This is a genomic window from Meinhardsimonia xiamenensis, from assembly GCF_900102905.1.
Taxonomy (GTDB): Bacteria; Pseudomonadota; Alphaproteobacteria; order Rhodobacterales; family Rhodobacteraceae; genus Meinhardsimonia; species Meinhardsimonia xiamenensis.
Window position 1 is genome coordinate 704,061 of the sequence record NZ_FNFV01000001.1, and the last position, 12,451, is coordinate 716,511.

Below are 12,451 nucleotides of genomic sequence, written 5' to 3' on the forward strand. Positions count from 1 at the left end.
ATTCCGTTCACTTTTCCGCAACCAACCTAAGCACTCCTTTGCAAATTCAAAGGGAAACTATGCAAACTTTACTGCCCGCGCTCAGTCTTGTGATCGGCGGTGCGCGCTCGGGCAAGTCGACCTTTGCCGAGCGGCTCGTGATGGGCAGTGGACTTGCGCCGGTTTATGTCGCCACGGCGGAGGCGGGCGATGACCCCGAAATGGCGGCGCGAATCGCCGCGCACAAGGCGCGCCGGGGGCGGAACTGGCGCGAGGTGGAGGCGGGGCGCGCGCTTGGGGCGGCGCTCGGCGCGGCACGGCCCGGGGAGGCCGTGCTGATCGACTGCATCACGCTTTGGCTCACCGGCATCCTGCTGGCCGGGGATGATCTCGAGACAGCCGAGGAGGAGCTTCTCGCCGCCCTGCGGAGTTGCGCGGCGCCGGTCGTGGTGGTCTCCAGCGAGGTGGGGGCGGGCATCGTGCCCGAAAACGCACTTGCGCGGCGCTTTCGCGATGCGCAGGGGCGCCTGAACCAGACACTTGCAGCGCGCGCCGATCTCGCGGTGGCGGTCGTCGCCGGTTTGCCGCTGGTGCTCAAGGGGGCACTGCCGGAGGCGCTGCGTTGAGGCCCGCGCGGCTCTATCTCGTGCGCCACGGGCCGACCCATGCCCAGGGCATGGTGGGCTGGACGGATCTGCCCGCCGATCTCTCCGACAGGGAGACCATCGCCCGGCTGTCGGCCTTTCTGCCGGCCGATGCGCCGGTCGTTTCATCCGACCTTGCCCGCGCCCGCGCCACGGCCGATGCCATCGCCGGCGCGCGCCCGCGCCTGCCCGACGAGCCGGGGCTGCGCGAGCTGAATTTCGGGGCGTGGGAGATGCGCCGTTATGCCGAGATCGAGAGGGAGTCACCGGAACTCCTGCGCGATTTCTACGAGGCGCCGGGGCCCGTGCGGGCGCCCGCCGGCGAGAGCTGGGACGATCTCGCGGCCCGCGTCAACGCCACGCTCGACAGGCTGCTGCGTGCCAGGCGGGGCGGCGTGCTGATCGTCGTGGCGCATTTCGGCGTGATCCTCACCCAGGTCGCGCGCGCAGGCCGGCTCGATGCGCGCGCGGCTTTCGCTCACCGCATCGATCCGCTCTCTGTCACCATTATCGAAGCCGCAGGGGAAGCCGAGGCCGGGATGGGCTGGCGATTGCTGCGCGTCAATCACGCCCCCTGAGGCGCGGCAGCCACACCGGCCGCGGGCGCGGGGGTGATCGCGGCGGGCGGGTTAACCAAACCTAAAGGCCTGTTCAGTTAACCCTTCCCCCGAAGGGCAGGAGGCGGGAGATGCCCCATGGTCGCACGCACCTACACGGTGGCCTTCGAGGGGATCGAGGCGCGTCTTGTAGAGGTGCAATGCGTCCTCGCGCCGGGCCTGCCCGGCTTTTCCATCGTCGGGTTGCCCGACAAGGCGGTGTCGGAGGCGCGGGAGCGGGTGCGCGCCGCCCTCGCGGCGATATCCGTGGCGCTGCCTTCGCGGCGGATCACCATCAATCTCGCTCCCGCCGACCTGCCCAAGGAAGGTTCCCATTTCGACCTGCCGATCGCTCTGGCGCTTCTCGCCGCGCTCGAGGTGATTTCGCCGGAGGACGTCGAGGAGGTCGTGGCACTGGGCGAGCTGTCACTCGATGCGCGGCTGATGGCGGTCAACGGCGCGCTGCCGGCGGCGATGTGTGCCGCCGAGGGAGGGCGCAAGCTTGTCTGTCCGCAAGCCTGCGGGCGCGAGGCGGCCTGGGTCGGCGCCGCGCAGGTGATCGCCCCCGAAACCCTTGCCGCCGCCGTGCAGCATTTCACCGGGGTCAGCGTGCTGGCGCCGGCCGAGCCCGGCGAGGTGGTGGGGCATTCCTCCGGCCGCGATCTGGCCGAGGTGAAGGGGCAGGAGCGGGCCAAGCGCGCGCTCGAGATCGCCGCGGCTGGGCGGCACCACCTTCTGATGGTCGGCGCTCCCGGCTCGGGCAAGTCGATGCTGGCCGCGCGTCTGCCGGGCATCCTGCCGCCGATGAGCCCGGCCGAGGCGCTCGAGACCTCAATGATCCATTCGCTCGCCGGACTGCTCGATGAGGGCGGGATCTCGCGTTTGCGCCCCTTCCGCGAGCCGCACCACACCGCCTCGATGGCCGCGATCGTCGGGGGCGGGAAGGGCGCGAAGCCCGGCGAGGTCTCGCTGGCGCACAACGGGGTGCTGTTTCTGGACGAGCTACCCGAATTCTCCCGCGCCGTGCTCGAGACGCTGCGCCAGCCGATCGAGACGGGCGAGGTGGTGGTGGCGCGGGCGAATGCGCATGTGCGCTATCCGTGCCGCTTCATGCTGGTGGCGGCTGCAAATCCCTGTCGCTGCGGCCATCTCGCGGATCCGGCCCGGGCCTGCGGGCGCGCCCCGTCCTGCGGCGAAGATTACATGGGGCGCATCTCCGGCCCGCTGATGGACCGCTTCGACCTGCGCGTGGAAGTGCCCCCGGTGAGCTACGCCGATCTCGACCTTCCGGCGGGCGGAGAGAGCTCCGCCGCGGTCGCCGCGCGCGTGGCTGCGGCACGCGAGGTTCAGGCGGCGCGGTTCGCCGGCCGCAACGGGCTGCGCGTGAACGCCGATGCCGAGGGCGCCGTGCTGAGCGAAATCGCCTCCCCCGACGCCGAAGGGCGCGCCCTCATCGCCCGTGTCGCCGAGCGTTTCGGGCTCAGCGCGCGCGGCTATCACCGGGTGATGCGCGTCGCGCGCACCATCGCCGACCTCGACGGCTCGGAGCGCGTGCGCCGCCCGCACATTGCCGAGGCCGTCAGCTACCGCTTGCCCGAGCTGCGGGAAGCCGTTGCCGGATGAAGGCGGCCGCGCGCGCAAGCGCCTCGTCCGCCTCGGGCACCCACCCCTGGAAGATCGGCAGCACATGCGGGCTGTCCGGCCACAGATCGGTGACCACGTCGACGCCCTGCGCCGCGAGGCGGTCGGCCATTCGGGTCGTGTCGTCGCGCAGGATTTCCGTCATCCCCGCCTGCAGGAATACCGGCGGGGCGCCGGGAAAGTCGGCGAGAAGCGGCGAGGCGCGGGGGTCTGCCGGGTCGGCCCCGGCAAGATAGTAGTCGCGCGCCTCGGCCACCCGCCCGGCCGGGAGGAGAGGGTCGGCGCGGGCGTTCTCGCGCAGTGACGCGCCCGAAAGCGTCAGGTCCGTCCAGGGAGAGAAGGCAAAGGCGGCGGCGGGGTGGGGGCCGCCTTGCCGGCATGTCGCGGCGAGGAGGGCGAGCATCAGCCCGCCGCCGGCGCTGTCGCCACCGATAACGATGCCGTCGGCCCGGTAGCCGCGGGCGAGCAGATCCTGCCAGACGCTGCAGGCATCCTCGAAGGCGGCGGGAAACGGGTGTTCGGGGGCAAGCCGGTAGTCGGGAATGAAGGCCTCGGCCCCGGTCAGGGCGCACAGCCGGGCCACCATGGCCTTGTGGGTGGCCGAGCTGCCCATCACGTAGGCGCCGCCGTGGAAGTAGAGAATGAGGCCCGCGCCGCGCGGGCGGCAGGAAACCCACAGTCCCGGCACATTGCCGACGCGGCGCGGAAGGAGCAGCGCGCCGGCGGGCATGGCGGCGAGGCGCGCCGAACGCTCGAAGGCACGGCGGGCGGCGGCCGGATCCTTCACGCGGGCAAGCCATGGCTTTTGCACCGTCCGCAGATAGAGCTTGAGAAGGGCGAGCGCGAGGCTCACCGCGCAGCGACCCTTGCCTCGACAGCCTCCCAGATTCGAGCGGCGACGTTGATGTTGTCGAATCGCTCCAGTTCCTGGATGCCCGTGGGCGAGGTCACGTTGATCTCGGTGAGCCATCCACCGATCACGTCGATTCCCACGAAGACCTGTCCCTTCTCGCGCAAGGTCGGGCCGATGACGGCGCAGATCTCGCGGTCGCGATCGGTCAGCCGCGCAGGCTCGGCCCGGCCGCCTATGTGCAGGTTCGACCGGGTTTCCCCCGCTTGCGGGACACGGTTGATGGCCCCGACCGGCTCGCCGTCGACCAGGATGATGCGCTTGTCTCCCGCCTCGACATCGGGAATGAACTTCTGCGCGATCAGCGGCTCGCGCGTGAGGCTCGTGAAGAGCTCGTGAAGGGCGTTGAGATTGCGGTCGTTCGGGTCAAGGCGGAACACGCCGGCGCCACCGTTGCCATAAAGCGGCTTCAGGATCATGTCGCCGTGGCGTTCACGAAAGGCGCGCAGCGTGGCGAGATCCCGCGCGATGGTCGTGGGCGGGGTGATCTCGGGAAAGCGGAGAACGAGAATCTTTTCGGGGAAGTTGCGCACCCAGAACGGGTCATTGACGACCAGTGCATGCGGATGGACAAGGTCGAGCAGATGGGTGGTGGTGACGTAGGCCATGTCGAACGGCGGATCCTGGCGCAGCCAGATGACGTCGAAGTCACGCAGGCTGACCTCGCGTTCCGGCCCAAGCTCGGCATGATCGCCGGCCACGCGATGCACCACGAGATCGTGACCGCGCGCGGTCACGGTGCCCTCCTGAACGGCCAGCCGGTCGGGTGTGTAGTAGAAGAGCCGGTGCCCGCGCGCCTGCGCCTCCTCCGCGAGGCGGAAGGTGCTGTCGGTGTCAATGTTTATCCCGTGGATCGGGTCCATCTGGATCGCGACTTTCAGGGCCATCGGCCAGCCTCCCGGCAGAATTCTCCAGCCCCTTGATGGCCCAGCCGGAGAGGGGGCGCAATGGCCTGCGGGCGCGCGGCCTCACGCCAGCACCGCGTTCTCCAGAATGTGGAGCTCACCTCGTTCGTCGACGAGGGCAACATCGATGCGCGCCTCGGTCATCTGACCCGCCGGCTCTCCCCCGAGAAAGGCCGCGGCGGATGCCACGATGCGCTCGATCTGACGGGCGGTCAGGCGGGCGGCGGCGGCAGCGAAGTCACGCCCCTTCTTCACCTCGACGAAGACGACGGCCGCGCCATCGCGCAGGATCAGGTCAATCTCGCCGGCGGGCCCGCGCCAGCGCCTTTCGGCCACCGTCATGCCGCGCCGCTCGTAGGCGCGCGCCACCGCCTCCTCGGCCGCAAGGCCCGAAAGATGCGACTGAAGCCCGCTCATGGCTTTTCTCCCAATTTCAGGGCCGCCTGATAGACCTGCCTGCGCGGCAGCCCGAGACGGCTTGCGACCTCGCCCGCGGCCTGTTTCACGCTCATGGTCTTCAGCGCCTCCCTGAGGGCAGTCTCGAGCTCGCCGGCATCGGCCTGCCCTCGGTTTCGGTCAATGATCACCACGACTTCGCCGCGCAGCCTCTCCTCGGCAAGCTCCCGGGCGAGTTCGCCGAGCGAGCCGCGGCGCACTTCCTCGTATCGCTTGGTCAGTTCCCGGCAGATTGCGGCCTGTCTCTCTTCTCCGAGTGTTAGCACTGCGTCTGCTAACATTTCCCCAACGCGTCTTGGCGATTCGTAGAAGACCAGCGTGGCGGGGACTGCGGCGAGCTCGGCGAGCGCCTTGCGCCGCGCCGTCGAACCGTTGGGCAGAAAGCCGGCAAACAGGAAACGGTCGGTCGGCAGGCCGGCAAGGGTGAGCGCGGTGGCCAGCGCAGCGGGACCGGGCACCGCGGTGAGGGGCAGCCCGGCCTCGATCACGGCGCGCACGAGCCCGTAGCCGGGATCGGAGATCAGCGGCGTCCCGGCTTCGGGCGCGTAGGCCACCGATCTGCCTTCGCGCAGTTCGCTCAGAAGGCGCGGGCGCACGGCAGGCGCATTGTGGTCGTGGTAGGCAAGCAGCGGGCGCCCTTCGAGGGCGATGCCGTGGATGTCCATGAGTCGCCGGAGGCTGCGCGTATCCTCCGCCGCCAGAACGTCGGCGGCGGCGAGAACGTCGAGCGCCCTGAGGGTTATGTCCCGTGCATTGCCGATTGGCGTCGACACGAGGTAGAGCCCCGGCAGAAGCGGCTTTTTTTCTGGGGGCATCGGGTTCCTTCCCTGTGGCCGTTTACTCCCTGCACGGTTGCGCATAGTCTGCGCCCGATCGCAACCGCCGCGCAATCTGGGAAGTGACCTTGCCGAGCCTGCCGCCGTTTTCCGTCCGTCGTGCCGCCGGGCTGATCGTTGCCCTGTTTTCGGTTCTCTGGCTTGCCGCATGCGATGTTGCCCCTGGGGCAGGTTCGGGCGGGCCGCGCATCAACACCTCCAGGCCGGTTCCTGTCGCGTTGCTCGTGCCGGCCGGTTCGGGCCAGCCCGGCGACGAGGCGCTGGCCAGGTCCCTCGAGAATGCCGCGCGGCTGGCGATGGCCGATCTTGACGGCGTCGAGATCGATCTGCGGGTCTATGCCACCGCTGGGCAGCCGGCCACCGCGGCGGAGGTTGCGCGTCAGGCGGTGGATGACGGGGCGCGCATCCTGCTCGGTCCGGTGTATTCGGGCGCGGCGCGTGCCGCCGGCGAGGCTGTGCGCCCGCGCGGGGTCAACGTGCTGGCATTTTCGAACAACACGGACATCGCCGGCGGCAATGTCTTCGTTCTCGGGCACACCTTCGAGAACACGGCGAATCGACTGATGCGTTTCGCCGCGGCCCAGGGCAAGTCGAGCTTGGTGATCGTGCATGGTCAGAGCCCGGCCGAGGAAAAGGGGCGGGACGCCTTTGCCGCGGCCGCCGCCGCGGCCGGGGTCGAGGTGCGGGGCATCTTCCCGTTCGAACTCTCGCAGACCGGCGTCGTCAACGCGGTGCCCAAGATCGCCGAGATGATCCGTTCCACCGGGGCACAGTCGGTGGCCTTCACCTCGGGCACCGCCGGCGCGCTGCCGATCCTCACGCAACTTCTCACCGAGAACGGCATCGATCCGGCCGAGACCCAGTTCATCGGTCTGCAGCGCTGGGACATTCCGCGCAGCGCGCTGGAGCTGCCGGGATTGCAGAACGGCTGGTTCGCCATTCCCGACCCGGCACTGATGCAGCAGTTCGAGGCCCGCTACGCCGAAGCTTATGGCACACCGCCGCATCCCATCGCCGGGCTGGCCTATGACGGCATCGCCGCGATCGGGGCGCTGGTGAAGGCCGGAAAGTCCGACGCGCTCGCGGCATCGGGCCTCACCCAGCCCTCGGGCTTCCTTGGTGTCAACGGCGTCTTCCGCCTGCGTGGCGATGGCACGGTGGAGCGGGCGCTCGCGGTGGCGACGATCCGCGATGAGGAGGTGGTGGTGCTTGACCCCGCCCCGAGAAGCTTTGGCGGCGCCGGCATCTGAGGCGCCGCCCGCCGCGGCACTGGCGCTGGAGCCGGCGCGGGCGCTCCTGCCTGCCTCGCGGCTTCTGGCCGAGCCCGGCGAGCTGATTGCCCCCCCCCGCGAGATCTTCGACCCCGAGGCGGTGGCCGCGCGTCTGGCCTCCGTCTCCGAGGCGCTGGGCGAGACGAGCAGCGCCGGCGCCGGGCGCGCGCTGCGCGACGCGGCTGTCGAGGTCCTGTGCGAGGCGCTCACGCGCGGCCGCGAGCGGATCGCGGAAGCCTTCGAGGCCCGCCCGCGCGAGGCATTGCCCACGGTGCGTGCCTACGCCTATCTCACCGACGGGATTGTCTCCGCGGCATTCAAGGTGGCGGTGACGTTTCTGCATCCGCGGCCCAACCCAACCGAGGGCGAGCGGTTGGCGGTGCTTGGCGTGGGGGGATACGGGCGCGGCGAGATGGCGCCCTTCTCCGACGTCGATCTTCTGTTCCTCGTGCCCTACAAGGTGACCGGCTGGGCGGAGAGCGTGATCGAGAGCATGCTGTACATGCTCTGGGATCTGCACCTGAAGGTCGGTCATTCCAGCCGGAGCGTGAAGGAGTGCATCCGCCTCGGCCGCGAGGATTACACGATCCGTACCGCGCTTCTCGAACATCGCTTCGTCGCCGGTTACAAGCCGCTCGCCGACGAGTTGAAGAAGCGGTTGTGGAAGGAGCTCTTCCGCGGCACCGAGGCCGACTTCATCGAGGCCAAGCTTGCCGAGCGCGACGAGCGGCTGCGCCGCCAGGGCGGTCAGCGCTACATGGTCGAGCCCAATGTCAAGGAAGGCAAGGGCGGCCTGCGGGACCTGCACACGCTGTTCTGGATCGACAAGTACATCCACGGGGTGGAGGACCGCGCCGAGCTGGTTCGCCTGAAGGAATTCCGCCAGGACGAATATGACGCGTTCCTCGAGGCCGAGAACTTCCTCAACGCAGTGCGCTGCCATCTGCACCTGATCGCCGGGCGCGCGGTGGATCAGCTCACCTTCGACATGCAGGTCGAGGTGGCGCAGCGCATGGGCTACACCGACCATGGCGGGCGCCGGGCGGTCGAGCATTTCATGCAGGACTATTTCCGCCACGCCACCAAGGTGGGAGAGCTCACCCGCATCTTTCTCACCGTGCTCGAGGAGCGGCACGTCAAGCGCGCACCGGGGCTCACGCGGTTCTTCCGCCGCCCCCGCCGCGTGAAGAAGGGTTACAAGGTCGTCCGCAACCGGCTGACGGTCGCTGACGAGAAGGCCTTTCTGGCCGACAAGCTCAACATTCTGCGGCTGTTCGAGGAGGGGCTGAGGACCGGCCTTCTCATCCACCCGGACGCGATGCGGCTGGTGACGGCCAACCTGCACCTCATCGACGACGAAATGCGGGCCGACCCCGAGGCCAACCGCATCTTCCTTGACCTGCTCCTGAAGCATGGCAATCCCGAGCGCGCGCTCAGGAGGATGAACGAGCTCGGCGTGCTCGCGGCCTTCATTCCGGAGTTCGCCCCCATCGTGGCGATGATGCAGTTCAACATGTATCACGCCTATACGGTGGATGAGCACACCATCCAGTGCATCTCGATCCTCGCCGAGATCGAGCGTGGCGAGCTCGTGGAAGAGCTGCCCATCGCCTCGAGCATCCTCAAGGCCGGGGTCAATCGCAAGGTGCTCTACCTCGCGCTTCTCTTCCACGACATCGGCAAGGGCCGGGAGGAAGACCACTCGGTGGTGGGCGCGCAGATCGCGCGTCGCCTCGCGCCCCGCTTCAGGCTGCGCCCCAAGGAGGCGGAGACTCTCGAATGGCTGGTGCGCTATCACCTGCTGATGTCCGACATGGCCCAGAAGCGCGACATCGCCGAGCCCCGCACCGTGCGCGACTTCGCCAAGGCGGTGAAGACGCGCGAGCGGCTCGACCTGCTGACCGTTCTGACGGTCTGCGACATCCGCGGGGTGGGGCCGAAGGTCTGGAACAACTGGAAGGCGGAGCTTCTGCGCGAGCTCTACCGTGCCACAGCCACCGCGCTCGAGAACGGGCTTGAGGCGATCAACCGCGAGGCGCGGGAGGACGAGGCCAAGCGAGCGCTCCGCGAGGCGCTCAAGGACTGGGATCCGAAGGATCTGCGCATCGAGACCCAGCGCCACTACGGCCCTTACTGGCAGGGGCTGCCGACCTCGACCCATGTCGTCTTTGCCCGGCTCCTGCGACAGGCGCGCGAAGACGAGATCCTGATCGACATCGAGCCCGATCCCGACCACGGCGCCACGCGGGCCTGCTTCGTGCTGGCCGACCACCCCGGCATCTTCTCGCGCCTTGCCGGGGCGCTGGCGCTTGTGGGCGCCAATGTCGTTGACGCGCGCACCTACACCTCCAAGGACGGCTGGGCGACGGCGGTGTTCTGGATACAGGATGCCGAGGGCAACCCCTTCGAACAATCCCGCCTGCCGCGGCTGAAACAGATGATCATGAAGACGCTGAAGGGCGAGGTGATCGCCCGTGACGCGCTGGCCGACCGCGACCGGATGAAGAAGCGCGAGCGCGCCTTCCGCGTGCCCACCACCATCACCTTCGACAACGAGGGCTCCGACATCTACACCATCATCGAGGTGGACACCCGCGACCGGCCCGGCCTTCTCTACGACCTCACCCGCACCCTTGCCGCGAACAACATCCAGATCGCCTCGGCCGTGATCGCCACCTATGGCGCGCAGGTCGTCGACACCTTCTATGTGAAGGACATGTTCGGGCTGAAGCTCCACTCCGAGGCCAAGCGCCGCGCACTCGAGAAGAAGCTGCGGCAGGCGATCGAGCAGGGCGCCCAGAGGGCGGAGGGCTGATGCGCCCGATCCGGCTGGCGGCGGCCTTCTTCGCGGTCGGCGCATGGACCTTCGCAAGCCGCATCCTCGGCTTCGTGCGCGACGTGCTGATCGCCGCCTTCCTCGGTGCGGGACCGGTGGCGGAGGCTTTCCTGATCGCCTTCGCCCTGCCCAACATGTTCCGCCGCTTCTTCGCGGAAGGCGCCTTCAACACCGCCTTCGTGCCGCTCTATGCCAAGAAGCTCGAGGCGGGCGAGGATGCCGACGGCTTCGCCTCCGACGCGATGAGCGCGCTTGCGGGCGTGCTGGTGGTCTTCACGGCGATCGCGATTCCGGCAATGCCCTTTCTGGTGCTGGCCATGGCCGGGGGATTTGCCGATGACAGCCGCATGGCGCTTGCGGTGGACTACGGGCGCATCGTTTTTGTCTACATCCTGTTCATCTCGCTCGCAGCTCTCGTCTCGGGCGCGCTCAACGCCGCGGGGCGCTTCTGGGCCGCGGCCGCGGCCCCGGTGCTCCTCAACGTCATTCTCGTCACCGTGCTGGTGGCCAGCGCCGGGGCGGAGGATGTGGTGCAGGGCCGCTGGCTCGCCTGGGGTGTTGTTGCGGCGGGCATGGCGCAGCTTGGCTTTGTCTGGGTGGCCGCATTCCGCGCGGGGCTCGGGATCCGCCTGCGCCGCCCGCGCTGGACGCCGGAGCTGAAGCGTCTGGCGATCATCGCCGCGCCGGCGGCGCTTGCGGGCGGGGTGGTGCAGGTGAACCTTCTTGTCGGCCGGCAGGTGGCGAGCTGGTTTGACGGCGCCATCGCCTGGCTCAACTATGCCGACCGGCTCTATCAGCTGCCGCTCGGGGTGGTGGGCATCGCCATCGGCGTGGTGCTCCTGCCCGATCTCTCGCGCAGGCTCCGCGCGGGTGACGACGCGGGCGGGCGGCAGGCCTTCAACCGCGCCGGCGAGCTGTCGCTTGCCCTGACCCTGCCGGCGGCGGTGGCGCTCATGGTCATTGCCGAGCCGCTCGTGTCTGTCCTGTTCCAGCGCGGCGCGTTTGGGGCGGAGGATGTCGCGCCGACGGCCGCCGCGCTTGTGGTCTATGGTGCGGGCCTCCCTGCCTTCGTGCTCCAGAAGGTGCTGCAGCCGCTCTATTTCGCGCGGGAGGACACGCGCACCCCCTTTCGCTACGCCGTCGCCTCGATGCTGGTGAACGCGGGTGTCGCCATAGGGCTCGCGCCGCTCGTCGGCTTTCTCGCCGCCGCGCTCGGCACCACCCTTGCCGCCTGGGCGATGGTCTGGCTGCTGTGGCGCGGCGCGCGCGGGATGGGGCAGGCCGCCGCGCTCGACGAGCGTTTCCGCCGCCGCATCATCCGAATCCTTGCCGCCGCGCTCGTCATGGGCGCAGCCATTGCCGCCGCTGCCGCCGCGCTTGAGCCGTGGCTTGCCGCGCCCGGCTGGCGGTATGGGGCGCTCGCGCTTCTCGTGGGGCTCGGCGGGGCGGTCTATTTCGCCGCCGCCCATCTCTTCGGCGGGCTCAGGCTCGGCGAGGTGCGCGCGGCCTTGCGGCGCTGAATTCAGCGTTGCCGGAGCCGGTCGATGAGCCGCGCCCAGCCGCCGGGGCTCAGCACGAAGGACAGGCAGAAGCCCGCGGCAAAGCCCGCCACATCGGCGACCCAGTCCATGCCGCCCCCGAAGAGAAGGCCGAAGATGAGCTGGATGCCGAGCAGCATGGCGATGAGCGTGAAGGCCTGCCAGCGCGCCTCGCCCAGCACCGTGAGCCGCACCCACAGCAGAAAGGTGAAGGCGCCGATCAGGCCGTAGACGGCGGGAAAGCCGCCGATGAGCGGGGTGCGCGTGTCGACAAGAAGCCCGTAGGCCAGCGCCCCGGCAATGGCCGAGCCGAAGAACAGCGCGAGAAACGCCCAAGGATTGAACACCTCGGCCACCATCTTGCCCAAGGCCAGCAGAAAGACCACGACGAAGAGCATGTGGGTGAAGCTCGCATGCACGAAGGCGTAAGCAACGAGGCGCACGAGAAAGTCGAGCGGGAAGCGGCCGTGCTCGAGCATCCAGTCGAGCATGGTCGGCACGAAGGCGAAGCGTTCGATCGCCGCGAGCCGCCAGCCCACCGCATCCGGCCCGCCCACGAGCCCCCGCGCGCCGAGCTGAAAGGCGATCTCGACAAGCGCGATCACCGCGGCAAGCGCCAGCACCACCGGCGGGATGGGATTGACGGGCGAGGCGTTGTGGTCGCTGTGCATCAGTGCGGCTTTACTGTCTTGAAGATAGGTCGGAACACGCATCCCGGCCCGACCGTGAGGCCGGGCAGCGCCCCCCTCGCCCCGGGCGCCGCCCGCCGCTTAAGAGATACAGGCGCTGCTTGGCGTGTGTCGTGCATCCGGCGCTTTCCTTGACGAGCCTTGCAGCCA

11 protein-coding genes are annotated in these 12,451 nt (G+C 69.2%); 6 read left to right on the forward strand and 5 right to left on the reverse strand.

The genetic code is table 11. The features are described from left to right. Positions 1-59 precede the first annotated feature (59 nt). The 3 genes from cobU to BLQ14_RS03415 all read left to right on the forward strand — a co-directional run bounded on the left by cobU (position 60) and on the right by BLQ14_RS03415 (position 2,842). On the forward strand, positions 60-605 hold the full coding sequence (cobU, locus tag BLQ14_RS03405) for a bifunctional adenosylcobinamide kinase/adenosylcobinamide-phosphate guanylyltransferase (RefSeq protein ID WP_092498111.1): 546 nt from the start codon (positions 60-62) through the stop codon (positions 603-605). Then, positions 602-1,201: a histidine phosphatase family protein gene (locus tag BLQ14_RS03410; RefSeq protein WP_281220836.1), complete on the forward strand. Its 600-nt coding sequence runs from the start codon at positions 602-604 to the stop codon at positions 1,199-1,201. Before cobU ends, BLQ14_RS03410 begins: the two co-directional genes overlap by 4 nt. Before the next feature lie 117 nt (positions 1,202-1,318). Then, a complete protein-coding gene (locus tag BLQ14_RS03415) occupies positions 1,319-2,842 on the forward strand; it encodes a YifB family Mg chelatase-like AAA ATPase (RefSeq protein ID WP_092498113.1) in 1,524 nt (507 codons plus the stop codon). Here BLQ14_RS03415 and BLQ14_RS03420 read toward each other — a convergent pair. The 4 genes from BLQ14_RS03420 to rsmI all read right to left on the reverse strand — a co-directional run bounded on the left by BLQ14_RS03420 (position 2,799) and on the right by rsmI (position 5,946). Continuing rightward, a complete protein-coding gene (locus tag BLQ14_RS03420; RefSeq protein WP_092498115.1) occupies positions 2,799-3,713 on the reverse strand; it encodes an alpha/beta hydrolase in 915 nt (304 codons plus the stop codon). The genes BLQ14_RS03415 and BLQ14_RS03420 overlap by 44 nt on opposite strands. Then, on the reverse strand, positions 3,710-4,657 hold the full coding sequence (gene gshB / locus BLQ14_RS03425; protein ID WP_092498117.1) for a glutathione synthase: 948 nt from the start codon (positions 4,655-4,657) through the stop codon (positions 3,710-3,712). The genes BLQ14_RS03420 and gshB overlap by 4 nt, the downstream gene beginning before the upstream one ends. An 81-nt stretch (positions 4,658-4,738) precedes the next feature. Then, complete coding sequence (locus tag BLQ14_RS03430; RefSeq protein WP_092498119.1) at positions 4,739-5,092, reverse strand: YraN family protein; 354 nt, start codon at positions 5,090-5,092, stop codon at positions 4,739-4,741. Further along, a complete protein-coding gene (gene rsmI / locus BLQ14_RS03435) occupies positions 5,089-5,946 on the reverse strand; it encodes a 16S rRNA (cytidine(1402)-2'-O)-methyltransferase (RefSeq protein WP_092498121.1) in 858 nt (285 codons plus the stop codon). Before rsmI ends, BLQ14_RS03430 begins: the two co-directional genes overlap by 4 nt. Positions 5,947-6,035: 89 nt before the next feature. Here rsmI and BLQ14_RS03440 point away from each other — a divergent pair, with 89 nt between their 5' ends. From BLQ14_RS03440 to murJ, 3 genes are read left to right on the forward strand one after another with little or no spacing between them, the layout of a single operon-like run. Further along, the gene (locus tag BLQ14_RS03440) at positions 6,036-7,217 is read left to right on the forward strand and encodes a penicillin-binding protein activator (RefSeq protein ID WP_249028370.1); all 1,182 of its coding nucleotides are present in this window, start codon (positions 6,036-6,038) and stop codon (positions 7,215-7,217) included. Further along, positions 7,177-10,053 (forward strand): [protein-PII] uridylyltransferase, encoded by a 2,877-nt coding sequence (locus BLQ14_RS03445; protein WP_170068390.1) that lies wholly within the window; start codon positions 7,177-7,179, stop codon positions 10,051-10,053. The genes BLQ14_RS03440 and BLQ14_RS03445 overlap by 41 nt, the downstream gene beginning before the upstream one ends. Then, complete coding sequence (gene murJ / locus BLQ14_RS03450; protein ID WP_092498125.1) at positions 10,053-11,594, forward strand: murein biosynthesis integral membrane protein MurJ; 1,542 nt, start codon at positions 10,053-10,055, stop codon at positions 11,592-11,594. Before BLQ14_RS03445 ends, murJ begins: the two co-directional genes overlap by 1 nt. 2 nt (positions 11,595-11,596) lie before the next feature. Here murJ and BLQ14_RS03455 read toward each other — a convergent pair whose 3' ends face one another. Then, positions 11,597-12,283 carry a rhomboid family intramembrane serine protease gene (locus tag BLQ14_RS03455; protein ID WP_092498127.1) on the reverse strand — a complete coding sequence of 229 codons (687 nt, stop codon included), beginning with the start codon at positions 12,281-12,283 and terminating at the stop codon, positions 11,597-11,599. Positions 12,284-12,451 lie beyond the last annotated feature (168 nt).